Below are 25,623 nucleotides of genomic sequence, written 5' to 3'. Positions count from 1 at the left end.
ACGCATGGACGCATTGACAACGCCCTCAAATTGGCAAAGAGTAAGGCTTGGGGATATTGCCGAGATTATTGGCGGAGGCACACCTAGCACTCAAATAACATCATTTTGGAATGGCAGTATTAATTGGTTCACGCCTACAGAAATAGGCATAACAAAATATGTTTATAAAAGTCAGCGAACAATCACGCCATTAGGGTTAAAAAAGTCAAGTGCCAAACTTTTACCTATAGGAACAATTTTATTGACAAGTCGCGCCAGCATTGGAGATTGTGCCATTCTTAAAGTGGTGGCTACAACAAATCAAGGTTTTCAATCGCTGATACCATTAGAAAAGATCAATAATGAATTTTTATACTATTTAATGTTAACACTAAAAAATAAATTATTAGAGTTGGCAAGTGGTAGCACTTTTTTAGAAGTTAGCCCAAACAAAATTAAAAATTTACTAATCCCCCTACCTCCCCTAAACGAACAAATCGCTATCGCTAACATTTTAAGCGATGTGGATCGTTATCTTTATTCTTTAGACGCCCTCATTCTTAAAAAAGAGAGCGTTAAAAAAGCTTTAAGCTTTGAACTATTGAGCCAAAGGAAACGCTTGAAAGGCTTCAATCAAAATTGGCAAAGAGTAAAAGTTAAAGATTTTGGAATTATTATCACAGGCTCTACACCTTTAACACAAATTAGCGAGTATTGGAATGGAACAATTTCTTGGATCACACCAACAGATATAAATGACAATAAAGATATTTTTAACTCAGAGCGAAAAATCACGCAAAAAGGATTGGATACGATAAGAATGATACCAAAAAATAGTGTTTTGGTTACTTGTATTGCTAGTATTGGGAAAAATGCAATTTTAAGAGTTAATGGGGCTTGTAATCAACAGATAAACGCTATTATTCCTAACAAAGATTTTAATGCAGATTTTATTTATTATTTGATGGAAAATAATAAACAATATTTATTAGGAAAAGCAGGAGTTACTGCTACTTATATAATATCAAAACAAGTTTTTGAAGAAATTGATTTTTTTGTCCCTAAAGATTTAGACGAACAAGCCGCTATCGCTAACATTTTAAGCGATTTGGATAGTGAAATCATTAGCCTTAAAAACAAAAAACGCCAATTTGAAAACATCAAAAAAGCTTTAAACCACGATTTAATGAGCGCTAAAATCAGGGTTTTAAAAAAATAAACGCCCCAAAAGTCAAGGACAAACCCGCTTTTTAAAGGAAACCCCTAAGCTTTTAAACTTAAGGGAACGCTCTTAGAAAAATCAGCGTTTCACAGAAACGATCACTTTAAGCCCCAAAAAAGCAAACTCAAAGTATAATGATCTCCAAGAGCGTTTGTTATGTGGCTTTGACATAACATGCTCCTTTTAAGGTGATTTGCCCCATAATGCAACTATGGGGCGTGATGAAATCCTACAACAAACCCCCTTAAAATCTCATCTAATCAAACACAAGGCGTTTTTAAAACATTAAAGAATGAGCGTTATTAAGCGGTATTGTTTAAATCTAATGCTTCAAACAATCTTCAAACAAATACTGATGCTCGCCAGGTAAAGCGTCAAATAAGGCTTTGGCTAAATCTTGCATTTCTTTTAAGGCTTTATTGCTGCTTCTTAAAGTCAATAAATTTTGCAAGCTCCTAGCGTTAATGCTATAGGCTAAATGCGTTTTATAGCTTTCAGGCATGGCGTATTTGGCTAAATCGTTTTTAATGTTATGCTCGCTCAATAAAACCCTTAGATTTTCTAAAGCCAAAACGCTCATTGCATTCACTTTTTCATTATCCACGAACACTAAAAACTCTTTGGCTCTTTCTAAATTCGTTTCATTAAGGGGTAAAAAGCTCTCCACTTCTTTCAATTCCCTTAAAGTGTAGCGGCTTGATTTCACGCTCAAGCTCGCTATTCGATGCCGGCTCAATTCTTGCAACGCCCCCCTGCTCAAACCCTTGATTTCAAAATTGTAATAAAGATGCTCTAAAGTGGAAGAATGCCTAAAAATATTCCCCACCCTGTGGATGAGTTCCTTATCTTTACAGCCTCCATCATCGCTGTATTCAAAACTCTGCCAACAAGTGCGGATCGCTTGGCTCGCAATGTCTAAAGGGGTGTAGTGTTTACAAATCACTTCCATTATTTGACTCCTAATCGCTTTTTATTCCACGGTAACGCTTTTAGCTAAGTTTCTTGGGTGATCCACATCGTGGTTCAGGCGCATAGCGATTTCTAAGGCTAAAAGCTGCACCGCTAAATTCATGCGGAAAAATTCCTCCATGTAGCTTTCGCTCTCTTCTAATTGGATAAAATCATCAGCAATTTCTAAAATTTCAGAGCTTAACACGCAAATCGTAGAATCCCTAGCGCTCAATTCTTCAATATTGCTTTTGGTTTTATCAAATAACAGATGCTTAGACAATAAAGCAATGGTAAAAAGGTTAGAATCCACCAACGCAATAGGCCCATGCTTCATTTCCGCGCTCGCATACCCCTCAGCGTGCAAGTAGCTGATTTCTTTAAGTTTCAACGCCCCTTCTAAAGCGAGCGGGTAAAACACATCGCGCCCGATATAAAAAAAGCCATGCCCATGCAAGTAGCGTTTGGATAGGCGCTTGATTTTTTCATGCAATTTAGGCTCTACTTTCATCGCATTCACGCTATTGAGCATGTTTTTGGCTTGGATTCTTTCTTCTTCTTTAGAGATCGTCCCTAGCTGTTTGCCCATATACACGCTCAAAAGCCATAAAAGCATCACTTGCGAAGAAAACGCCTTAGTGGATGCCACGCTCCTTTCTACCCCCGCTCTAATTAAAAGCGTGTGATCGCTGATGCGGCTCATCATGCTAAAAGGGGCGTTACACAAGCTAATGGTTTTAAGCCCTTGGGCTTTGGCTAATTTTAAAGCTTCTAAAGTGTCAGCGGTTTCACCGCTTTGAGAAATCGCTATAAAAAGCTCGTTAGGGTTGCTTTTAAAATTAGCGTAGCGGTACTCGCTCGCTAAAATGGCCCTCGCTCTTATTTTGGCTAATCTTTCAAACAAATACACGCTCGCCAAACTCGCATGGTAACTGCTCCCGCAAGAACACAGCGTGATTTCGCTCACATTCTCTAAAAATTCAGGATCGATCTCGCAATACACACTCAAGGCTTCCAAGCGCCCCTCTAAACACTCTAACAAACTGCTGTGCTGCTCATAAATCTCTTTTTCTAAATAATTCCTAAAATTGCCTTTAGAATAATCCTTGTTTTCAAAAGCGTAATCTTTCATGTTTTCAATATTGTTTAAATCTTTAAAATTTTCTAAAGAAATCCGCCCCACGCTGTTTTCTTCTAAAATGACAAATTGATCCACTTTAGGGGCTAACACGCTCAAACTGGACGCAAAAAACACCCCCTCTTTGCCCTTACCCACGACTAAAGGCGAAGAAGATTTAGCGTAAAAGAGGCTCTCTTTAGCCCTTTTATGGAGCATTAAAATCGCATAACTCCCTTTCAAAAGGCTGATGCTTTTTTCAAAGGCTTTCAATAAATCGCTCTCGCTTTTAAGCGTTTCTTCTAATAAATGCGCAATGACTTCCGTGTCCGTTTGGCTTAAAAACGCATGCCCTTTGTTTTCCAATTCTTTTTTCAAGCTCGCGTAATTTTCAATGATGCCATTATGAACTAATGCTAAATTTTCTGTAAAATGCGGGTGGGCGTTCGCGCTGCTTGGCTTGCCATGCGTTGCCCATCTGGTGTGAGCGATACTCACGCCAAAATCCAAAAACTCTTTATTTTTAAGCTCCAATCTAAGGTTTTCTAATTTCCCTTGAGTTTTAAACACTTCCAAACGATCATTACTCAATACGGCTAAACCAGCGCTATCATAGCCTCTGTATTCTAATTCCTTTAATCCCTCTAAAAGAACGGATTTTTTCTCGCTATCCCCTATATAACCTACAATCCCGCACATTTAAAACACCAATAACCCTTTTTTGATTTTATTCAAAGCGTTAATAAGCTCCTTCAATCGCTCCACTTCTTCGCTTAATTGCGTAAAAAACGCTTCATTCACGCCCTTTGGCATGTCCATGCTCCCTCTTTTAATTTCAATGAAATCCCCCAAACTCAAATTCGCTAATTTTAAAAGCATTTCAATTTCATTTTGCGAATCTTCAATATCCGCTAAAATCTTGCGTATTTTTTCAAACATGTGATCGCCTTTAATTTAGAATGCTCCATGATAGCTAAACTATTAAATTATTAAACTATCAATGATGTTTTCTAAAATCTGTTTGACTTTGGCGTGGTTTTCTTTAAATTCCTTATGCGCGTTAAGTCCCACATGGTTACTCACGCAAAAAATCCCTTTAGCCTTCAAAGAAAACGCCTTAGCCACGCTTAAAACGCTAAAAAACTCCATGTTTTCTAATAAAACGCCCTTTTGAACCATTTTTTTAGCAAACATTTCGCCGGTGTGGATATAGTTACTGCTATTCACACGCACCCTTTCAAACAGAGCCTGCTCTTTAGTTTCTATGTGAATGGAATTATTTAAAGGCGTGTAGCTGTTTAAATGGCTAAAACTCTCTTCAATTTGATAGCCTTGAACGCTTTCAAACACGCTTAAAAGCTCAATTTCTGGGCTATAACTCCCCGCGCTCCCTATAAAAATAAGGCTTTCTGTATCAGGGTTTTTTAAACACATTCTCGTTAAATTAATCGCGCTCTCTATCAAGCCCACACCAATAGGCACCGCTTTTTTTAAAGTTTCATTCCTTCCAGCGCAAAGTAGCATGAAAATCCTTTTTTTCGCATCCATTAGCTTATTATAAAGCAAGCATTATAGACAAACCCTTAAAAGAAACACCTTAATTTTAGGGCTTCATTCACATTTCATTCACATGTTATTCCTTTTTCATTCACAACTTATTCACGCTATAATAACGCCATGGATACCAACAACAATATTGAAAAAGAAATCTTGGCGTTAGTCAAACAAAAAGTCAGCCTCATAGAGTATGAAAATTGCTTGAGCCAGCTCAAATACGACCCTAACGCGAGCAAGAGCGACATTGCCTTTTTTTATGCCCCTAACATGCTCTTATGCAATTGGATTACGGCTAAACACGGCGCGTTGCTTAAAGAAATTTTAAGCCAGAATAAAGTCGGCATGCATTTAGCCCATAGCGTGGATGTGCGTATTGAAGTAGCGCCTAAAATCCAGGTTAACGCCCAATCTAATATCAATTACAAAGCCACAAAAACGAGCGTCAAAGACTCTTACACTTTTGAAAATTTTGTCGTAGGCTCATGCAATAACACCGTTTATGAAATCGCTAAAAAAGTCGCCCAAAGCGATACCCCCCCTTATAACCCGGTGCTTTTTTATGGCGGCACAGGGTTAGGCAAAACGCACATTTTAAACGCTATCGGCAACCATGCCCTAGAAAAGCATAAAAAAGTCGTGTTAGTCACTTCAGAAGACTTTTTGACAGACTTTTTAAAGCATTTAGACAACAAAACCATGGATTCTTTTAAAGCAAAATACCGCCATTGCGACTTTTTCTTGTTAGATGACGCTCAATTTTTGCAAGGAAAACCCAAGCTAGAAGAAGAATTTTTCCACACTTTTAACGAATTGCATGCCAACAGCAAACAAATCGTATTGATTTCAGATCGATCGCCTAAAAACATCGCCGGCTTAGAAGATCGCTTAAAATCGCGCTTTGAATGGGGGATAACCGCTAAAGTCATGCCCCCTGATTTAGAAACCAAACTTTCCATTGTCAAACAAAAATGCCAACTCAATCAAATCACTTTGCCTGAAGAAGTGATGGAATACATCGCCCAACACATCAGCGACAATATCCGCCAAATGGAAGGCGCAATCATTAAAATCAGCGTGAACGCGAACTTGATGAACGCTTCCATTGATTTGAACCTCGCTAAAACCGTTTTAGAAGATTTGCAAAAAGATCATGCTGAAGGCTCAAGCTTGGAAAATATCTTGCTCGCTGTCGCGCAAAGCTTGAATCTCAAATCCAGCGAAATCAAAGTCTCTTCGCGCCAAAAAAATGTCGCTTTGGCGAGAAAATTAGTCGTGTATTTCGCTAGGCTTTATACCCCTAACCCCACGCTTTCGCTCGCTCAATTTTTGGATTTAAAGGATCATTCAAGCATTTCTAAAATGTATTCTAGCGTTAAAAAAATGCTTGAAGAAGAAAAAAGCCCTTTTATTTTAAGCCTTAGAGAAGAAATCAAAAACCGCTTGAACGAATTGAACGACAAAAAAACCGCTTTCAATTTGAGTGAATGAAAAAAGGCTTATGAAAAAGCGTTTCATTCACTCTTTTTTAAATCCCACAACCCCCCTAAAAACGCACACCTCTAAAGCTTTTTATTGTTTCATTCCATCCATTCACGCCCCTACTACTGTTACTAATTATTATTAATTAAAGTGTTACCTATCTATAACTTATTGATGACTTTTACTAAACCTTTTTTTAAGCTATAATCCAAAATAAAAAGGAACAAGCATGAAAAAATCCCTTTGTCTGTCTTTCTTTCTGACTTTCTCTAACCCTCTTCAAGCCCTTGTGATCGAGCTTTTAGAAGAAATCAAAACTTCGCCGCATAAAGGCACTTTTAAGGCTAAAGTCCTTGATTCTAAAGAACCCAGACAAGTTTTAGGCGTTTATAATATCTCCCCACACAAAAAACTCACGCTCACTATCACCCACATATCCACTGCAATCGTCTATCAACCCCTTGATGAAAAACTTTCTTTAGAAACGACCTTAAGCCCCAACCGCCCTACTATCCCTAGAAACACCCAAATTGTTTTTTCTTCAAAAGAATTGAAAGAAGCGCACGCGCACCAAATGCCTTCTTTAAACATGCCCATGCAAAAACCACAAAACAAGCCTAGTTCATCGCAACAACCTTCTCAAAACTTTTCTTACCCAGAGTCCAAACTAGGCTCTAAAAACTCTAAAAACAGCCTTTTGCAGCCTTTAGTAACTCCTAGCAAAATAAGCCCCACTAACGAAGTTAAAACGCCAACAAACGACACCAAACCCCCTTTAAAGCATTCTTCAGAAGATCAAGAAAACAACCTCTTTATAACGCCACCCACCGAAAAAACGCTCCCTAACGACACCTCTAACGCTGATATTGATGAAAATAATGAAAGCAATGAGAATAAGGATAATGTGGAAAAACAAGCCATTAGAGATCCTAATATTAAAGAATTTGCGTGCGGGAAGTGGGTTTATGATGATGAAAACTTGCAAGCCTATCGCCCAAGCATTTTAAAACGCGTTGATGAAGACAAACAGACTGCGACAGATATTACCCCTTGCGATTACAGCACCGCTGAAAATAAAAGCGGTAAAATCATTACCCCCTATACTAAAATCTCTGTTCATAAAACAGAGCCTTTAGAAGAGCCACAAACTTTTGAAGCTAAAAACAATTTTACGATTCTTCAAGCCAGAAGCTCTACAGAAAAGTGTAAAAGGGCCAGAGCAAGAAAAGACGGCACGACTAGGCAATGTTATCTAATAGAAGAGCCTTTAAAACAAGCGTGGGAGAGTGAATATGAAATCACCACGCAATTAGTGAAAGCCATTTATGAGCGCCCCAAACAAGACGATCAAATAGAGCCGACTTTTTATGAAACCAGCGAATTGGCTTATTCTTCCACACGAAAAAGCGAAATAACGCATAATGAATTGAATTTGAATGAAAAATTCATGGAATTTGTGGAAGTGTATGAAGGGCATTATTTAAACGATATAATCAAAGAAAGCAGTGAGTATAAAGAATGGGTTAAAAACCATGTGCGCTTTAAAGAAGGGGTGTGCATGGTTTTAGAAATAGAAGAGCAACCACGAGCCAAAAGCACGCCTTTGAGCATTGAAAACTCTCGTGTGGTGTGTGTCAAAAAGGGGAATTATTTATTCAATGAAGTTTAAAATGGTGGCTTGAGGCGGAATCGAACCACCGACACGAAGATTTTCAGTCTTCTGCTCTACCGACTGAGCTATCAAGCCAAGCAAAAGACAATTATTACATAAAAAAGGTAAAATAAAGCTTAATTTTTAAAAAAATAACTAAAAAGATATAATTCACTCAAAATTAAACAAGGATTACAATGAAATTGATCTCATGGAATGTGAACGGGTTAAGAGCTTGCATGACTAAGGGCTTTATGGATTTTTTTAATAGCGTTGATGCAGATGTTTTTTGCATTCAAGAATCTAAAATGCAACAAGAACAAAACACTTTTGAATTTAAAGGGTATTTTGATTTTTGGAATTGCGCGATTAAAAAGGGCTATTCTGGGGTGGTAACTTTCACTAAAAAAGAGCCTTTAAGCGTGAGCTATGGGATTAATATGGAAGAGCATGACAAAGAAGGGCGCGTGGTAACTTGCGAATTTGAGTCGTTTTACTTGGTGAATGTTTATACCCCTAATTCCCAACAAGCCCTATCCAGGCTTAATTATCGCATGAGCTGGGAAGTGGAATTTAAAAAATTTTTAAAAGCTTTAGAATTGAAAAAACCGGTCATTGTGTGCGGGGATTTGAATGTGGCCCACAATGAAATTGATTTAGAAAACCCCAAAACCAACCGAAAAAATGCCGGCTTTAGCGATGAAGAGAGAGAAAAATTCAACGAGCTTTTGAACGCCGGTTTTATTGACACTTTCCGTTATTTTTACCCTAACAAAGAAAAGGCTTATACTTGGTGGAGTTACATGCAACAAGCAAGGGATAAAGACATTGGTTGGCGCATTGATTATTTTTTATGCTCTAACCCTTTAAAAACATGCTTAAAAGACGCTTTAATCTATAAAGATATTTTAGGGAGTGATCATTGCCCAGTGGGGTTGGAATTAGTTTAAAGGTAGAAAGTGTGCGAAATAAAGACAGAAAAAAGCCTTACAAAGGGTGAGTCGTATTCAAAAGCAAAAGGCCATTTGATCCCCACTTCAATACTAGCGTCATGGTGGAATAGCACGGTTTGGAATTTGAACCCCACTAAACCCAACATCCTAAAATTGGAAGTTTTGAGCGAAAACCCTTGAATGCTGCGCCAATCGTCAATGATGAAATTCGCGCTGTGTTTGGAAATCGTCCATGTGTTTTCGGCAACTTGCATGCCATAAAAAAGAGAAAATACATACAAGGGGTTTTTATTGTATTCCACGATCAAATCCCCTCCAAAGCCGTAAGTGAACATGTTCGCTTGAGCGCCCGTTCTTTTATTGAGAATGACATTCCCATAATCCATAAAAAAGTAATAGCGCGAATAAAACCAGTAGTTAGTGGGGTTAATCTCCCAGCCTAAAGAAAAGCTCGCCCCTTCAATCGTGCGTTTGAGATCGTTGTATTTTTTCATGATCATTTTCCCTACCTGGTATTGAGAAGCCACATAAAAACGACTTTTGGCTTGCGTAAGGGTAGGGCTTAAAAAACAAACGCTTAAAAATAAAGGGGTTACTTTTTTAAATAAATCCTTTGAAAAAAATTTCACACTTTAATACTTCCTGTTGAGTGGGGAGTTAAGATTGTCTTGGTGGTTAGTGGCTCGTTGCAAAACGTTGTTCGTTCTTTTTTGCGAAGGATCAGCGTTTTCTTCATTATTGATTTCATCAATTTTATTTTCGTTATTGATCAGATCATTCACTTCTTTAGTGGCTTTTTCATCTTCTTCTTCATGCTCAATCTTTTTTATATCCTTATTCGCTTGATTGATTGGATTGTTTTGAGTGGTTTTAGTGTTGTTTTGGTGCGATTGGGACGATTTTTTAGGCTCGTCTTTGCATGCGCTCAACACGCTTAAAACAAAAGAGATAGCGATAAAATGAGTGATTTTAGATTTCATCAATTAAATTTCCTTAAGTCAATGTATAATTTGGTTATCTTATCATAAAAACGATTAAGGATTGACTAAGAACAAATTGCAAGAAACAGATGACTTATTAAAAACATTGAACGTGAAATCGCTTTTAGAAGCTTTGCTTGTTTATACGCCCAAAGGCTATAAAGATTTGAATTTATTAGAGCGTTTTGAAACGGGCTTGAGCGGCGTTTTAGAAGTGGGTATTTTAGATAAAAGAAACTACGCCAAAGTTTTAAAGATTTTTGCCTATTCCAAACGATTTTACAAAAATTTAGAGCTTGTTTTTTTCAATCACAGCGCGTTCCATCACAGCCAGTTTAAAACCGGCGAGAGTTTGTTCATTTATGGTAAATTAGAGCAAAGCTCTTTTAATCAAGCTTATATCATTAACACGCCTAAAATCCTTACCGAATTTGGCAAAATTTCTTTAATTTTTAAAAAAGTTAAAAATCATAAAAAAATACAAGAAAATTTACAAAAACTCATTTCATTAGAAAATTTAAAAAAGGAAGGCGTTAAAGAAAATATCGCGCATTTGTTGTTAGAAATCTTTTTCCCCACGCCGCATTTTGTCAAGGATTTTGAAACGAATAAAAATTTTCCTTCACGACATTTAAATGCATTAAAATACATTGAAATGCTTTTTTATATGAAAAATTTAGATCGCAAGAAATTGCAATTTGGCGCTAAAATCGCATGCCCCAATAACAGCGAACGCCTGAAAGCGTTTACCGCTTCTTTACCCTTCAAACTCACGCGCGATCAACAAAACGCCATTAAAGAAATCCAAAGCGATCTCACCAGTTCTATAGCGTGCAAGCGTTTGATTATAGGCGATGTGGGGTGCGGGAAAACGATGGTGATTTTAGCGAGCATGGTATTAGCTTACCCTAATAAAACCCTTTTAATGGCGCCCACTTCCATTCTCGCTAAACAGCTTTATAACGAAGCTTTAAAATTTTTACCCCCTTATTTTGAAGTGGAATTATTGCTCGGCGGGAGCCACAAGAAGCGATCCAATCATTTGTTTGAAACAATCACGCATGTGGTTATCGGCACGCAAGCGTTGTTGTTTGATAAGCGCGATTTGAATGAATTCGCACTAGTAATCACTGATGAACAGCACCGATTTGGCACCAAGCAGCGCTACCAATTAGAAAAAATGGCAAGCAGTAAGGGCAATAAACCCCATTCTTTGCAATTTTCCGCTACCCCCATTCCTCGCACTCTGGCTTTAGCCAAAAGCGCGTTTGTGAAAACGACCATGATTAGAGAAATCCCTTACCCTAAAGAAATTGAAACTTTAGTCTTGCATAAAAGAGATTTTAAAATAGTGATGGAAAAAATCAGCGAAGAAATCGCTAAAAACCATCAAGTCATTGTCGTTTATCCATTGGTGAATGAGAGCGAAAAAATCCCGTATTTATCGCTCAGTGAGGGGGCGAGTTTTTGGCAAAAACGCTTTAAAAATGTTTATACCACTTCAGGGCAAGATAAAAATAAAGAAGAAGTGATTGAAGAATTTAGAGAGTTTGGGAGCATTCTTTTAGCGACTACGCTCATTGAGGTGGGCATTTCTTTACCACGATTGAGCGTGATGGTGATCTTAGCGCCCGAAAGGTTAGGCTTAGCGACTTTACACCAGTTAAGGGGGCGCGTGTCTCGTAACGGCTTGAAAGGCTATTGTTTTTTATGCACGATCCAAGAAGAAAACGAACGATTGGAAAAGTTTGCTGATGAATTAGACGGCTTTAAAATCGCTGAATTGGATTTACAATACAGAAAAAGCGGGGATTTACTCCAAGGGGGGGAACAGAGCGGGAATAGTTTTGAATACATTGACTTAGCCAGAGATGAAAACATTATCGCTGAAGTGAAACAAGATTTTTTAAAAAACGCTAGCGTTTCACAAGGAACATTTGAAAATTGAAAATTAAGGCGGAATTGGGTAATTTAAATCATTTAAAATAAAGGATAGTAATGCAAAATAAAGAAATGGATCAAGAAAAAAGCGTTAATGAAAAAAAATGTAGAAATTTTTAATCGTTATTTTCCCGGTTGCTTGAGTATAGAAAATGACAACCAACTCACGCTGGATACAGGAAAATTAAAAGCGTTACTCGGGGATTTTAGCGAAATAAAAGAAGAGGGCTATGGGTTGGATTTTGTGGGTAAGAAAATCGCCTTGAATCAAGCTTTTAAGAAAAATCATAAGATTTTAAAGCCCTTACATGAATCCACGAGCAAGCACATTCTCATCAAGGGCGATAATTTAGACGCTCTCAAAATCTTAAAACAAAGCTATAGTGAAAAAATCAAAATGATTTACATTGATCCGCCTTACAACACGAAAAACGAGAATTTTATCTATGGCGATGATTTCTCGCAATCCAATGAAGAGGTTTTAAAACAATTGGATTATTCTAAAGAAAAGTTGGATTATATCAAGAATCTTTTTGGGTTAAAAAGCCATAGCGGGTGGCTTAGTTTCATGTATCCTAGATTGCTGCTCGCTAGAGATTTGCTCAAACAAGACGGCGTGATTTTCATTTCTATTGACGATAACGAAGCCGCCCAACTCAAACTTTTATGCGATGAAATTTTTGGGGAGGGGAATTTTGTGGCTGAAATGCCAAGATTAACAAAGAAAGCAGGAAAATCTACTAATCAAATCGCTAAAAATCATGATTATGTTTTGTGTTATCAAAAGAATAGTATTAATTTTAAACAGATTGATATTGATGAAAACGATTACCCTTTAAAAGATGAATTTTACAATGAAAGAGGTGGGTATAAATTAAATCAAAATTTGGATTACAATTCACTTCAATATAATAAAAAAATGGATTATGAAATTGTAATTGGTAATGAAAAGTTTTATGCTGGCGGATTGGAAACTTATACTGAAAGACAAAAAGGTAATTTTGGAACGATTGATTGGGTTTGGCGTTGGAGCAAAGCAAAATTTGATTTTGGATTGGCTAATGGTTTTGTAGAAGTTAAAAACAATAGAATTTATACAAAAACTTACACAAAGGCTAAAATATCTGATAGCAAGCCTTATAAAATAGAATATTTTAACCGCACTAAAAATATTTCAAGTATAGAATTTTTAGATAATAAATACTCTAATGATATGTCAAATAAAAAATTGCAATCAATTTTTAATGTTAAGAATATTTTTGATTATTCTAAACCTGTTGAATTGATAAGTTTTCTTATAGATCAAACTACCGAAAAAGGCGACATCATCTTAGATTTTTTCGCTGGGAGTGGGACGACCGCGCATGCCGTGTTAGAGAGTAATAAGAGCGATTATCAAAAATTAAGTGAGGGGGGGGGGTTATTTAATGGCTTGAACGCCGCATTTAAAGAAAGGCGCTTCATTCTCGTCCAGTTAGATGAAAAAATTGATCCCAAGAAAAACAAAAGCGCGCATGATTTTTGTTTAAACACCCTAAAATCACTCTCCCCAAGCATTTTTGACATCACCGAAGAAAGGATTAAAAGAGCGGGGGCTAAAATCCAAGAAGCTTGCCCCAATTTAGACGTGGGGTTTAGAGCGTTTGAAATCATTGATGATGAAACGCATGTTAATGATAAAAATCTCAGTCAAGCCCATCAAAAGGATTTGTTCGCTTATTCAAACCCTGACAAAATGGAAACCCAAACGATTTCAATCAAGCTTTTAGGCTGCGAGGGTTTGGAGCTCACCACCCCTATAACTTGCTTGATTGAAAACGCCTTGTATCTGGCTGAAAATACGGCTTTCATTGTGGGGGATATAGAAATGAGTGAGGTTTTAGAAAACTTGAAAGATAAAGGGGTGGAAAAAATTAGCATGTATATGCCCGCTATCAGTAACGACAGGCTGTGTTTGGAATTGGGCAGTAATTTGTTTGATTTGAAATTAGAGAGCGGCGATTTAAAGATTAGGGGGTAGAGGTGAAAATCAAATTCAAACGATTGGATTATCAGGAGCAATGCCGGGACCAAATTTTAGGGGTGTTTAAGGGGATCTATTTTGAAGAGTCAAAAGAAGATATTCAAAGGATTTCTAACCCTGTTTTTGAAACAGAGGCGCTCAAAAATGTTTTATTAGAAAATATTGAGAATTTGCGATCGAAACAAAAAATAACCCAGGGAAGCGTGGGGATTGAGAAGTCGTTAAACTGCGATATTTTAATGGAAACAGGCACCGGGAAGACCTTTTGCTTTTTGGAATGCGTTTATGCCTTGCACAAAAACTACCATTTGTCAAAATTTATCGTTTTAGTGCCAAGCAACGCTATTAAATTAGGGGTTTTAAAGAGTGTTGAAATCACCAGAGAATTTTTTAAAAGCGAGTATTCTAACACGCATTTAGAAAGCTATGAAAATACAGAAAGGTTTATTCTAGCGAGCAACCACAAATGCTGTGTGTTGGTGATGACTTTTTCCGCCTTTAATAAAAAAGATAACATTATCAATCAATCATGCCTAGAAAACACGAATCTATTCAATGGCGCAAAAAGTTACATGCAAGCTTTAGCGAGTATGCGCCCCATCGTAATCATGGACGAACCGCACCGATTTTTAGGCGATAAAACAAAAAAATATTTGGAACAATTAAACGCTTTAATCACGCTCAGGTTTGGGGCGACTTTTAAAGATGGTTATAATAATCTGATTTACGCGCTAGACAGCAAAAAAGCGTTTGATTGCGCCCTAGTGAAAAGCATTAGCGTGGCGTCTGTGGGGGAGAGTGATGAGTATTTTTTAGAGCTTAAAGAGGCTAACAAGAAACAAAATGAAGCGACGATCAATTACACGAATTTGGAAAATAAAACTCAAAGCGTCAAAGTCAAAACGCATGATAATTTAGGCGTGCTAACTCAAATCAGCGCTTTAGAAGATTACATTGTAGAAAACATCACTAAAAAAGAGGTGCGTTTTTTGAACGGCGTTAATTTGTTGCTGGATCAAAAAGAGCCTTTTTCTCATCTTTTAGAGGGCGAGCAAGAAGTGATGCTGAAAGAAGCGATAAAAAGCCATTTTGAAAGAGAAGAAGGGCTTTTTAAAAAGGGGATTAAAGCCTTGTGCATGGTGTTTATTAGCGGGGTGAATAGCTATTTAAGCGAAAATGAACAGCCGGCTAAATTAGCCCTTTTATTTGAAAAACTTTACCAACAAGAGCTTGAAAAAGTCTTAAAAAAGCCTTTAGATGAAAATTACAGAGCGTATTTAGAGCGCACTAAAGACGCTATTTACAAAGTGCATGGAGGGTATTTTGCTAAAAGCAAGAAAGAGAGCGATGAAGCCCAAGTGATCGCGCTCATTTTAAAAGAAAAAGAAAAATTGCTGAGTTTTGATTCCGATCTCAGGTTTATTTTTTCGCAATGGGCGTTGCAAGAGGGGTGGGATAATCCTAACGTGATGACGATTTGCAAATTAGCCCCTAGCCATTCCAATATCACTAAATTGCAACAAATCGGTAGGGGGCTAAGGCTCGCTGTGAATGATAAGGGCGAGCGCATCACTAAAGAGCATGCTGATTTTGATTTTGTCAATGAATTAGTCGTGATCGTGCCGCAAGTGGAGGGGGATTTTGTAGGAGCGATCCAGCAAGAGATAAGCGAACATAGTTTGATTAAACAAGTATTTAGTGCAGAAGAGTTAGAAAAAAGCGGCATGGTTAAAAAAGGGTATTACGGGGCTTTATTTGAAAAGTTGGAGGGTTTGGGTTTTGGAGAAAGAACAGATGATGAAAACTTTAAACTCACCCTCAATCAAAACGAATTTTTAAAAAAAGAGCCGGAACTAGAAAAATTAAAAGATGAAAAATACTTGGATTTTGAAAAATTAAAAGATTTTTTAAAAGATCGCTTGATTGGCCATTTTAGAGTTAGGAACAAAAACGAGCGAAAAACTGAAAAAATCAAAATCAATAAAGAAAATTTTAAAAAATTTGAAACCTTATGGGCGGGTTTGAATCATCAAGCCCGGATCGCTTATGCCATTGATAGCGAGAGCTTGATTGATGAGATTGTCAAAAAGATCAATGCTTCTTTTAAGGTCAGTTCAAAAATCGTTTCGGTTACGACGCATAAAAAAGTAGAAACTATGGGAAATAACGCCAAAACAGAGATTTTTGAGCGAGAAAGCGCATGCGTGTGGAGCTTGCATGAATTTATCAGCGCCTTGTCTAATAAGGTGAAATTGAGTTTTAAAAGCGTGGCTAAAGTGTTGGAAAACATTGATGAAAACAAGTTTAATGAAATTAAAAAAAACGAACAAGAGGGCTTAAGGCGGTTAGAAGAGCTGTTTTTGGAAATCATTTATCAAAATATTAAAGATAAAATTTCCTATCAAATGCGCGAAACGACGATTAAAAACAGAAAAAACGATGCGTTTTATGATGAAAAAGGAGAAATTAGAGAATTTTTAGACGGGAGTTTGGATGGGGATAAATATGAAATTAAAAATTCAAGCGTGCGAGAAAAATGCCTGTATGAAAATTTCATGCAAGTGGAGAGCGAGATTGAAAAAGACACGATTGAAGAATCTAACGACACTAAAATCATTGTTTTTGGCAAGCTCCCTAGGGTTAAAATCCCGGTAGGGTTAAATCAAACTTATAGCCCTGATTTTGGGTATGTGGTTGAAAATAACGATAAAAAAGTGTTGTTAGTGGTAGAAACTAAGGGGGTTGATAAAAAAAGTGAATTACGCCCTGAAGAAGAGCGGAAAATTTCAACCGCTAAGAAATTTTTTGAAGCTTTAAAAAAGCAAGGCGTGAATATTGAATACAAAACCAAAACGAACAAAGATCAATTAAGCGCGTTGGTTAATGAAATTTTAAATCGTAAAGATTAGAGCTAATAAGCTCAATTACTCTAATGTTTCACATGGAACAATCTCAATTTGGATCAATTTAAACTTAATCTTTAAAAAGGTCTTATTGAAATGAATACGATAAGGTTTGATTAAATTTACTAAGGAGTAGTCAATGAAGTTAGAAATTATCAATATAGAGAATTGTTATGGGATAGGCAAGATACAAGAAAAATTTTTAGATTTTTCACGATCAAACAGCTATCTTTTATATGCTCAAAATGGGGTTTTTAAAACTTCATTTGCAAAAAGCCTGACCGATTTGATAAATAACGAAATGCCAAAAGATAATTTTTATCCTAATCGTAAAAGTAAAATAGAGATTGAATTTAATGGTGAGAAAATATCAAAAGAAAATGTTGCTGTTTTTCATTCTTATGATGAAGAATTTAGCTCTGAAGACAGCGTTACAACTTTTATGGCAAAATCAGACCTCAAACAACGATATGATAATATTCTTTTAGAATTAGAAAAAGAAAAGAAGGCACTTTTAAAAAGTCTTAGAGATATTGCAAGCGGTTTTGATTATGAAGAAGAAATAAAAACCATTAAAAATGAAAAAAATAAAAGTTTTTATGAAATTTTAGATAATCATTTGACGGAAATAGAAAGCAGCGAAAAACACTATTCTTTTAAATATCGTGATATATTTGATAGATCAAAAAAAGTAAAAGATTTTGTCAATAAGCATCATGATTTGATTGAGCAGTATTTTAATAAATATCAAGAGTTATTGTCTCAATCTAAGATTTTTAAACATATGAATAGTGGGGATTTTGGAACAAACCATGCTGATGATCTTAAAAAAGCTTTAGAAAATAACAGGTTTTTTAAAGCTAACCATAGTTTGAAAATTGCTGGAGAGGAAATTACGAATTATCAAAAATTGTCAGATATTTTTGAAAATGAAAAAAATAGAATTTTAAATAATGAGGATCTTAAAGAGAGCTTTGATAAGATTGAAAAAGTCATAAATGCTAATAAGGAACTTAAAGCCTTTAAAGATGCTATCAGTAAGGATAATACATTATTGACAGAATTTTTAGATTATGATTCTTTTAGAAAAAAGGTGTTGTTTAGCTATCTTAAACAAGTTATTCAAAATGTTAAAAGTTTGGTTAATCTTTATAGAGAGAAAAAGCCTAAAATAGAAGAAATTATAAAACAAGCTAACAAAGACCAGAAAGAATGGGAATCTGTCATTGAAATTTTTAATCAAAGATTTCTTGTTCCCTTTAAAGTGGAGCTTCAAAATCAAAAAGATATTTTATTGAATAAAGACACCGCGCAATTTAAATTTATATTTTCTGATGACAATCAGGATATGAATGTTCAAAAAGAAGATTTGCAAAAACATTTAAGCGGAGGAGAAAAGAGAGCGTTATATATCTTACAAATCTTGTTTGAAATTGAGGCTAGAAAAAGAAGCGACAAAGTCCAACTTTTAGTTTTTGATGATATTTCAGACTCTTTTGATTATAGAAATAAATATGCAATTATTGAGTATCTTAAGGATTTGCAAGAATGCAGACAATTTAAATTGCTCGTGATGACGCATAATTTTGATTTTTATCGCACCCTAGCAAGCCGTTTGGATATTCCTAGAGAACAGATTAAAATAATCCGCAAAAATGATGCTAGAGAAATAATTTTTGAAAAAGGTGGGTATTTGAAGAGTTTTATTAAATGGATTAGAGACTCAGAAGATGATAAAGACTTTTTCACACTGATACCTTTTGTGAGAAATTTGATTGAATACACAAGCTTTCAAGCAGACAAAGACAGAAATTATATAAAACTTACAAGTTGCTTGCACATTAAAGAAGATACAAAAAATATTCAAATTCAAGTTATTTCAAAGATTTTTGATAGCGTTTTTGGCACAGAGCGAAAAAAGAAAAAAATTGAAAAAGATAACTCAGAATTATACTTTCAAGCAATTTATAATGTTGCAGAAGAAATTTATAACGATAAAAATCGTAATCATATTGAACTACAAAATAAGATTATTTTTTCAATAGTGATCAGATTAAAAGCTGAAGAATGGATGTTAAATAAACTAAATTTAAATAAACTAAATCAAGAATTCAAATCGGAGAAAAATCAAACAAGGGAGTTATATGATGCCACTAAAAAAGAACTATTTGATGATGAAAAAAGAATTATACAAAAGGTTTTAATGATTACTCCTGAAAATATCCACATTAACTCTTTCATGTTTGAACCCATTTTGGACATATCCCTTGATCATTTATATACATGTTTTGAGGAAGTCAAAAAATTAAATAAGGCTTATCAATAGATCAATTACCCTAATGTTTCACATGGAACAATTTTAAAGAAAAGCGTTTTATTTAAAATTCATGGCACTTTTGTTATAATCGCTTCTATCCAATTTTAAAGCATTGAAAAGCATTACACTTATAAAAGCGTGGCATTAAAAAACGCTTTTATAAACAACGATAAACTTTTAAAGCATGTGTTTTTAAGCGATGTAAGGAATTAACATGGATTATAAAAAATTAGATTTACCCAACACAAACTACCCGAATCAAGAGCAACTGAAAGCTTTTGAAACCGCTTTTAACGCCTTTTTAGAAACCAACCCACAAGAAAATGAAAACCACCACAACGACGCTTTTAATGATTTATTGAAAGGTGTTTTTAAATACAAGGTTAAGCCCACCAAAAGAATAGACAGCGCTATTCTTAATGACAATGACAAAGTGGAAGTGATCATTGAATTTAAAGCCCTTAAAAACCCCAACGAATTTATTAAAAAGGGTGATTTGAATGTTAAAGCCTTTCATGAAAGCCTTTTCTATTATCTCATAGAAAGAAAAGAGGGTAATAACAACCTTAAGCATCTTATCTTAGCCACTATTAAAGAGCTTTATATTATTGATGCGAACGAATTTGAGGTTTTTAATAAAGATAAAGAAATTGAAAACGCCTTTAAAAATTGCCACGATAGAAAGGGTAACGATACACGCACAGAAGCGTTTTATGATGTTTGCCAAAAGCGCCTTAATGAACTTGATCGTTCTTTGAAATACCACCATATCTCTCTCAAAAAAGAAAATTTAGCCCTAATCTATCAAGCCCTAAGCCCTAATTTTTTGCTCAAAATTCCAAAATATTCTGACGCTAACACGCTTAACAAAGATTTTTATGAAGAATTGCTCTATATTTTAGGGTTAGAAGAGAAAAATGACAGAGGGAAAATTTTAATCAAGCCCAGCCGCACCCAAAACTCCCTAAGTTATGCTTTAAAAAAACAATACAAAGATTTAGACGATGAAGAAGTCATGGCGTTACTCATCGCTTGGAATAACCGCATCTTGTTTTTACGGCTTTTAGAAAGCCTTTTAATTTCTTTCAAGCATTTTGAAGATAAAGATCGTTTCTTAACCATAGAAAACTTTAAGGATTTCAACGCCCTAAACACCCTCTTTTTTGAAGTCCTAGCCAAGAAAAACAGCGAGCGTTTACCAGAAATTAAAGAAGACAAGATTTTACAAAAAATCCCTTATTTGAATTCCAGTTTGTTTGATGAAACGCCTTTGGAATTAAAGGGGCATGAAATCAGGCTTTTAAAAAATAAAAAGCTAGAACTCTATAAAAATTCCGTTCTCAAAAAAGATAAAAAATACCAAGAAGAAAAAGATTGGACCTTGCTGGAATACCTTTTTGAATTTTTGCGCGTTTATGATTTCACCACCACCCCTAAAGACATTAAAGATAATCAAAATACTAACGAAAGCCGTTTGATTAACCCTAGCGTTTTGGGGCTTGTTTTTGAAAAACTCAACGGCTATAAAGAGGGGAGCTTTTATACCCCAAGCTTCATCACAAGCTACATGTGTAAAGAGAGTATCACGCCGATTGTGTTGGATAAATTCAACGCCACTTATCAGTGGGACTGCAAAGATTTAGAAGCGTTGCGAGAAAAAATAGACAGAAATTTTTCAAATGAAAAAGCTAAAGAATACTTGCAACTCCTTCTCACTTTACGCATTTGCGATCCGGCGGTGGGGAGCGGGCATTTCTTGGTTTCAGCACTCAATGAAATGGTGTTAATTGCTTATGAGCTAGGGCTTATTGCTTCCTTGTATCGCCACGATCTTAGATTAGAAAACGATGAAATCATCATTCACACGCCAGAGAATAAAGTCTTTAAATACACCATACCGCATAGCGAAAACGACCCTCACCACCACATCCAAAAAGAACTTTTTGAGCTTAAAAAAGACATCATTGAAAACTGCCTTTTTGGCGTGGATATTAACCCCAATTCTTGCGAAATCACCAAGCTCAGGCTATGGATAGAGCTTTTAAAATACAGCTACTATATTTTTGAAAAGGGTAAGAACACTAACAATCTTGAAACCCTCCCCAACATTGACATTAACATTAAGTGTGCTAACAGCTTGATCTCACGCTTTAATTTGAATGACGATCTCAAAAAGATCCCCAATATCAAGCAAAAAATCCAAGAATACAAAGATCTAGTCGCCCAATACAAAGACCCAAACCCTCTCTATCCCTTAAATAAGCAAGATCTTATCAACAAAATCCAAGACTTAAAAAACACTTTTTCCCTCACGCTCAAAGATCCTAAAACCAAAGCAGAGCTTGAAAAGGCTATTGAAAAACACATCAAAAAATACAATTTCTTTGCCCTAGACGATAAGAGTTTGCTAGATGGGTTAAATTACTTTATCCCAAGCCTTTTTGGCACGCTTAAATTAAGCCCCAAAGAAGAGGAAGAGGCTTTTGCTTCTTATGGGCGTATTAGAGCTTTAAGGAAAAAGCTTGATGATGCTTTAAGTGGTGGAGAGTATCACAATGCGTTTGAATGGCGCTTTGAATTCCCTGAAGTTTTAGATGATGAGGGGGATTTTTTAGGCTTTGATTGCATCATAGGCAACCCGCCTTATATCCGCCAAGAACACATCAAAGACTTAAAGCCTTTATTACAAAAGCAATACCAAGATTTCTATAACAGCTCAAGCGACATTTACACCTACTTTTTTGCCCTGGCTTACCACCTTTTAAAAGAAAAGGGGTTTAACGCTTTCATCACTTCCAACAAATACGCGCGAGCCAAATACGGCGCCAAATTGAGAGAATTATTACTCAAAAAAACCACCCTTGTCAACTACATGGAATTAAACGCCTTAAAAGTCTTTGAAAGTGCTGCAGTGGATACCAGCATCATTCATTTCATCAAGCAAGCGCCCCTTAAAGAGAGCGATTTTAATTATTACGAACCCACCTCAAACGATAAAGACGATTTGAAAAGCACCCCCTCCCTTTTGATGAAACAAAACGCGCTTTCAACAGAAAGCTTTATTTTTGCCAACGCCACGCTTTTGGATTTAAGGGACAAAATAGAGAGCGTCGGCACCCCGCTTAAAGATTGGGGCATTCAAATCAATTACGGGATTAAAACCGGCGCTAACGAAGCCTTTATCATTCCCACTGAAAAAAGAGACGCAATCTTAAAAAACTGCGACGATTTGCAAAAAGATGAAAGCGGAATGAGCGAAAGAGAAAGGACTAAAGAGCTTATCAAGCCCATTTTAAGAGGGAAAGACATTAAAAGGTATTCTTATGAGTGGGCGGGGGAGTGGGTGATTAACACCCATAACGGCTACACTTCTGCCACAAAATCTAAAATCCCACCCATTGATATAGAAAAATACCCCGCAACAAAAGCGCATTTAGACGCTCATTACGACACTATTGCAACACGATGCGATCAAGGAGACACCCCCTACAATTTAAGGAATTGCGCGTATTTAGAGGATTTTGAAAAAGAGAAAATTGTGTATCCAGAGACTTCACAAGGGGCGTATTTTGTATATGAAAACAGCGGAATATTTTTAGAAAAAACCGCATTTATGATTGTTAGTGATGCTTACAATCTTAAACTTTTGACTGCTTTGCTCAATTCTAAACTTGTTACATTCTATTTTAAAAATTTTTGCGGAGGTTGTATTTTAGGTAAGAGTGGTTATCAATACAATAAGCATGCTTTAGAAAAAATACCCATTCCTAAAATCACCACCAAAAACCAAGAATTAGCCCATAAAATCACCGATTGCGCGAAGCAAATCCTAGCGCTAAAAGAAAAAGACCCTAAAGCCAACACTCAAGGATTAGAAAAGGAAATTGACGCCTTAGTCTATCAGCTCTACCACCTCACCGATGAAGAAATCAAAACCATTGAAAACGGGCAGTAAAAAGCTCATTTCCCACTTAAGGATGACCCCCTAATCTAGGGGGCAACTCTTTTTAAGAATTAGCGTTTAACCACTAGATCAAACTTTAAACCCAAAAAACTGATTTTTAGGTATAATTCTCTCCAAGAGTGTTTACTACGATGATTTTTCATAGTAAGCTCCTAAAAGTGGATTTTACCCCCTAATCTCTAGCAAAAAAACTAGGGGGTGAGCGTTATTTTATCCTAATCTCACAAAAACGATTTTTATAAAAGCTGCAAACCACTCATTTAAAGTCGCATCGAAAAACTTCACAAGAAATAAAAAGCACTTTACCTTAAAGGAAACCCCTTAAATAGGGGAAACCTTTGGCTTAATGGGTTTTTTTAACAACGATTTTAACCCTATACTTAAAAAAAGGTATTTTTAAGTATAATACAAGGGCTTTTTACCATGTTTTTTGGACATAGTAATCCTTTGAAGGTAATTTACCCCCTAATCTCTAGCAAAAAAACTAGGGGGTTAGCGTTATTTTATCCTAACCCTTAAAACAAGCAAAAACAATCAAGTGCGATTTAAAGATTAAAAAGCTTTTTCTAACGCATGGCTTTGGACTAAAACCATAAATAGTAGGGATTGTGATGCTTAAAACAAACGCCTTAAAAATTTGGTGTAAAAAATACCATCAAATTGCTTTTAAATCTGTATATTGGCAACAGGAAAACTTTCAAAAAGAGGGTAATGTTAGTGGAAGAATTAAATAAAAAAACGGCTCTTGTGTTAAAAGGATGGTTAAAAGATGAAAAAAGCGAGTAAGCTTTTAAGAAATCTTGATTTGTTCTAATTTTTGAGTTATAATGCTTCTACATTATAAGGGCTTCAGTAGCCCACTTTTTACAAACTACTTAAGTCTTCAAAATCTTTATTCTCAATGCTTTTAATCAAATCATCTAAAAATAGAGTGATTTTGTTAGGTTCAATACCAATCACTAAAATTCTGTCCATTGGAATGTTTTCTGTTTTTCCATTGAATGGTGTAGTTATTCGTGGGCGGTTGTTCGGTTGGATTTTGAGTAAGTTTTCCCAATGATACGCGCGATTTCTAATCGTCCATAGCAAGTTCAACGCTATATGGACTTTAATATAATTGTAAAGAAGGCGTTTTTTGCCTTTAATAAGCAAGGTATCTTTATTTTCGTGATAATAAGCTCTAAAACGATACGCTCTCAAATCTAATACTATCCCCTCTAATGTATAACAAAAAATAAGCCTAACCACTGCCCCTAAAGACATTTTAGATAAAATCAAAGAATGCGTGATTTCTTTTTTCTTTTCTTTTAGCTCTTCGATCAAGACAGAAATTATTTTAATTCTTAAACAAAGACTCTAAAGCTTCTACCCCTACTTTTGGCGTTTCTTTTTCGTTTTCATTTTCTGCGTTTTCTTTGACGCTAGGAATGGTTTCAAACTCTATGTGATAGCCTGTAAGCATGGACGCTAAACACACATTCACCCCGCCTTTACCGATAGCCTTAGATTTTTCAATGTCTAACAAACGCACTTTAGCCTTTTGCAAATGGTTATTGACAATAAAACGCTCTTGAATGGATTCTTTTTCTTCGGCACTCAATTCTTCTATAGGGATTTTTTTGATTTCAACGCTTAAAATTTTGGCTGGAGCGAGCGCGAGAGTGATATAAATTTCAGGCACATTAGAATACTCTATGCAATCAATGTTTTCTTTATTCAATTCGTTACTGATCGCATTGATGCGCACGCCCTTAACCCCCACGGCCGCGCCTATGGGATCAATCCTAGCGTTATGGGAAAAAAAGCTCACTTTCGCCCTGTTGCCTGGGATTCGCGCGCAATGAATGATTTCAATCTCTTTATCTTTAATCTCAGGGACTTCTAATTCCAACAAAGCTTCAAGCATTTTAGGAGTGGTGCGGCTCAGCTCTAATAATAAGCCCTTTTTCGTGCGTTTGACTTGCGTTAAAACCGCCTTGATGCTATCGCCTACTTTAAAACTCTCGCCCTTGATGCGATGGCGCATGGAAAGAACGCCCTGAAATTGCTGCTCAATCTCAATAAAAGTGTTTTGGTTGTGATCCACTAAAATCACTTGCCCCGTTAAAACGCTGTTAAGACGCTTTTGAAACGCTTCAAAGTGGCTGTCTTCTAACGCTTTTTCTAGTTGGTATTGCAAATCTTTAAAAAGGCGGTTGATCGCTCCTTGCTTCATGCTCTCCAAACTCAAACTATAGGACAATTCGTCTTTAATCTTAACGCTTGGATCCATTTCTTTGGCTTTAGACAGGCTGATGTATTTAGAAGGATCGTTAACCAACCTTTCATCATCGTCTTCTAAAACTTCCACCAACTGGATAAGCTGGAGCTGTTTGTTTTCTTCAATTACCAAGTAGCGTGCTAGGGGGTCTAACTCATTTTGTGCCATTTTTAACAAACAGCCTTGAATCACTTTTGAAATCATCTCTTTAGGCAAATTTTTTTCATACGCAATGCATTCTATAAGATCGCTGATTTTTTCCATTCTTAAGTTCCTTTAAATTGATGTTCTGTCGTTTTCTGTCATTCTCTATTGTGGGGGGAGCGGCG

16 protein-coding genes, 1 tRNA gene and 1 pseudogene are annotated in these 25,623 nt (G+C 36.0%); 9 read left to right on the top strand and 9 right to left on the bottom strand.

The window, feature by feature from the left end:
- Positions 1 to 4 precede the first annotated feature (4 nt).
- Entirely contained in the window at positions 5 to 1,198 is a 1,194-nt protein-coding gene (locus tag HPB14_RS07340; RefSeq protein ID WP_041199458.1) for a restriction endonuclease subunit S, read from the top strand.
- A gap of 325 nt (positions 1,199 to 1,523) precedes the next feature.
- Here HPB14_RS07340 and thyX read toward each other — a convergent pair whose 3' ends face one another.
- From thyX to HPB14_RS07320, 4 genes are read right to left on the bottom strand one after another with little or no spacing between them, the layout of a single operon-like run.
- Positions 1,524 to 2,150 carry an FAD-dependent thymidylate synthase gene (gene thyX / locus HPB14_RS07335; protein ID WP_000451923.1) on the bottom strand — a complete coding sequence of 209 codons (627 nt, stop codon included), beginning with the start codon at positions 2,148 to 2,150 and terminating at the stop codon, positions 1,524 to 1,526.
- 21 nt (positions 2,151 to 2,171) lie between these two features.
- Positions 2,172 to 3,965, bottom strand: coding sequence for a glutamine--fructose-6-phosphate transaminase (isomerizing) (gene glmS, locus HPB14_RS07330; RefSeq protein WP_000334443.1), 1,794 nt, complete (start codon positions 3,963 to 3,965; stop codon positions 2,172 to 2,174).
- A complete protein-coding gene (locus HPB14_RS07325) occupies positions 3,966 to 4,205 on the bottom strand; it encodes a DUF2443 domain-containing protein (RefSeq protein ID WP_000461837.1) in 240 nt (79 codons plus the stop codon).
- A gap of 42 nt (positions 4,206 to 4,247) precedes the next feature.
- The gene (locus tag HPB14_RS07320) at positions 4,248 to 4,790 is read right to left on the bottom strand and encodes a nucleoside phosphorylase-I family protein (RefSeq protein WP_014658552.1); all 543 of its coding nucleotides are present in this window, start codon (positions 4,788 to 4,790) and stop codon (positions 4,248 to 4,250) included.
- Between the two features lie 153 nt (positions 4,791 to 4,943).
- Here HPB14_RS07320 and dnaA point away from each other — a divergent pair, with 153 nt between their 5' ends.
- Together dnaA and HPB14_RS07305 are read left to right on the top strand one after the other, a co-directional pair.
- The gene (gene dnaA / locus HPB14_RS07315; RefSeq protein ID WP_000380596.1) at positions 4,944 to 6,311 is read left to right on the top strand and encodes a chromosomal replication initiator protein DnaA; all 1,368 of its coding nucleotides are present in this window, start codon (positions 4,944 to 4,946) and stop codon (positions 6,309 to 6,311) included.
- A 220-nt stretch (positions 6,312 to 6,531) separates the two neighbouring features.
- The gene (locus HPB14_RS07305) at positions 6,532 to 7,971 is read left to right on the top strand and encodes a hypothetical protein (RefSeq protein ID WP_000748994.1); all 1,440 of its coding nucleotides are present in this window, start codon (positions 6,532 to 6,534) and stop codon (positions 7,969 to 7,971) included.
- A gap of 2 nt (positions 7,972 to 7,973) precedes the next feature.
- On the opposite strand, the gene HPB14_RS07300 is transcribed toward HPB14_RS07305, so the two are convergent.
- Positions 7,974 to 8,049, bottom strand: a tRNA-Phe gene (locus HPB14_RS07300).
- Positions 8,050 to 8,150: 101 nt separating this feature from the next.
- Between HPB14_RS07300 and HPB14_RS07295 the strand changes: the two genes are divergently transcribed.
- Complete coding sequence (locus HPB14_RS07295; protein ID WP_000767559.1) at positions 8,151 to 8,903, top strand: exodeoxyribonuclease III; 753 nt, start codon at positions 8,151 to 8,153, stop codon at positions 8,901 to 8,903.
- On the opposite strand, the gene HPB14_RS07290 is transcribed toward HPB14_RS07295, so the two are convergent.
- Positions 8,900 to 9,535 carry an outer membrane protein gene (locus HPB14_RS07290; protein ID WP_000668036.1) on the bottom strand — a complete coding sequence of 212 codons (636 nt, stop codon included), beginning with the start codon at positions 9,533 to 9,535 and terminating at the stop codon, positions 8,900 to 8,902. The two genes, HPB14_RS07295 and HPB14_RS07290, sit on opposite strands and share 4 nt — an antisense overlap.
- A 3-nt stretch (positions 9,536 to 9,538) precedes the next feature.
- A complete protein-coding gene (locus tag HPB14_RS07285; RefSeq protein WP_000837056.1) occupies positions 9,539 to 9,886 on the bottom strand; it encodes a hypothetical protein in 348 nt (115 codons plus the stop codon).
- A 76-nt stretch (positions 9,887 to 9,962) separates the two neighbouring features.
- Between HPB14_RS07285 and recG the strand changes: the two genes are divergently transcribed.
- From recG to HPB14_RS07255, 5 genes are all read left to right on the top strand, one after another.
- A complete protein-coding gene (recG, locus tag HPB14_RS07280) occupies positions 9,963 to 11,834 on the top strand; it encodes an ATP-dependent DNA helicase RecG (protein ID WP_014658551.1) in 1,872 nt (623 codons plus the stop codon).
- Between the two features lie 87 nt (positions 11,835 to 11,921).
- Entirely contained in the window at positions 11,922 to 13,847 is a 1,926-nt protein-coding gene (locus HPB14_RS07275; RefSeq protein ID WP_411155670.1) for a site-specific DNA-methyltransferase, read from the top strand.
- A gap of 2 nt (positions 13,848 to 13,849) precedes the next feature.
- On the top strand, positions 13,850 to 16,759 hold the full coding sequence (locus HPB14_RS07270; protein ID WP_000693731.1) for a type III restriction-modification system endonuclease: 2,910 nt from the start codon (positions 13,850 to 13,852) through the stop codon (positions 16,757 to 16,759).
- 133 nt (positions 16,760 to 16,892) lie between these two features.
- Positions 16,893 to 19,079 carry a hypothetical protein gene (locus tag HPB14_RS07265; protein ID WP_000763097.1) on the top strand — a complete coding sequence of 729 codons (2,187 nt, stop codon included), beginning with the start codon at positions 16,893 to 16,895 and terminating at the stop codon, positions 19,077 to 19,079.
- Between the two features lie 205 nt (positions 19,080 to 19,284).
- Complete coding sequence (locus HPB14_RS07255; RefSeq protein ID WP_000384832.1) at positions 19,285 to 23,025, top strand: class I SAM-dependent DNA methyltransferase; 3,741 nt, start codon at positions 19,285 to 19,287, stop codon at positions 23,023 to 23,025.
- Positions 23,026 to 23,898: 873 nt separating this feature from the next.
- Here the strand turns inward: HPB14_RS07255 and HPB14_RS07245 are convergent.
- A pseudogene (locus HPB14_RS07245) lies at positions 23,899 to 24,366 on the bottom strand (CAAX protease); the annotation flags it as partial.
- Between the two features lie 4 nt (positions 24,367 to 24,370).
- Positions 24,371 to 25,558 (bottom strand): transcription termination factor NusA, encoded by a 1,188-nt coding sequence (gene nusA, locus HPB14_RS07240; RefSeq protein WP_000411603.1) that lies wholly within the window; start codon positions 25,556 to 25,558, stop codon positions 24,371 to 24,373.
- Positions 25,559 to 25,623: the final 65 nt, after the last annotated feature.

This window comes from Helicobacter pylori HUP-B14, assembly GCF_000259235.1.
In the GTDB taxonomy this organism is placed as follows: Bacteria; Campylobacterota; Campylobacteria; order Campylobacterales; family Helicobacteraceae; genus Helicobacter; species Helicobacter pylori_CU.
This window is presented reverse-complemented; position numbering and strand designations above follow the sequence as displayed.

What these genes read in the sequence shown, in the direction of transcription:
- HPB14_RS07340 (WP_041199458.1), top strand. Translation starts at nt 5, where the DNA reads ATGGACGCATTGACAACGCCCTCAAATTGGCAAAGAGTAAGGCTTGGG.
- HPB14_RS07295 (WP_000767559.1), top strand. Translation starts at nt 8,151, where the DNA reads ATGAAATTGATCTCATGGAATGTGAACGGGTTAAGAGCTTGCATGACT.
- HPB14_RS07265 (WP_000763097.1), top strand. Translation starts at nt 16,893, where the DNA reads ATGAAGTTAGAAATTATCAATATAGAGAATTGTTATGGGATAGGCAAG.
- dnaA (WP_000380596.1), top strand. Translation starts at nt 4,944, where the DNA reads ATGGATACCAACAACAATATTGAAAAAGAAATCTTGGCGTTAGTCAAA.
- HPB14_RS07255 (WP_000384832.1), top strand. Translation starts at nt 19,285, where the DNA reads ATGGATTATAAAAAATTAGATTTACCCAACACAAACTACCCGAATCAA.
- HPB14_RS07285 (WP_000837056.1), bottom strand. Translation starts at nt 9,886, where the DNA reads ATGAAATCTAAAATCACTCATTTTATCGCTATCTCTTTTGTTTTAAGC.
- HPB14_RS07305 (WP_000748994.1), top strand. Translation starts at nt 6,532, where the DNA reads ATGAAAAAATCCCTTTGTCTGTCTTTCTTTCTGACTTTCTCTAACCCT.
- thyX (WP_000451923.1), bottom strand. Translation starts at nt 2,150, where the DNA reads ATGGAAGTGATTTGTAAACACTACACCCCTTTAGACATTGCGAGCCAA.
- HPB14_RS07275 (WP_411155670.1), top strand. Translation starts at nt 11,922, where the DNA reads ATGAAAAAAAATGTAGAAATTTTTAATCGTTATTTTCCCGGTTGCTTG.
- glmS (WP_000334443.1), bottom strand. Translation starts at nt 3,965, where the DNA reads ATGTGCGGGATTGTAGGTTATATAGGGGATAGCGAGAAAAAATCCGTT.
- HPB14_RS07325 (WP_000461837.1), bottom strand. Translation starts at nt 4,205, where the DNA reads ATGTTTGAAAAAATACGCAAGATTTTAGCGGATATTGAAGATTCGCAA.
- HPB14_RS07320 (WP_014658552.1), bottom strand. Translation starts at nt 4,790, where the DNA reads ATGCTACTTTGCGCTGGAAGGAATGAAACTTTAAAAAAAGCGGTGCCT.
- nusA (WP_000411603.1), bottom strand. Translation starts at nt 25,558, where the DNA reads ATGGAAAAAATCAGCGATCTTATAGAATGCATTGCGTATGAAAAAAAT.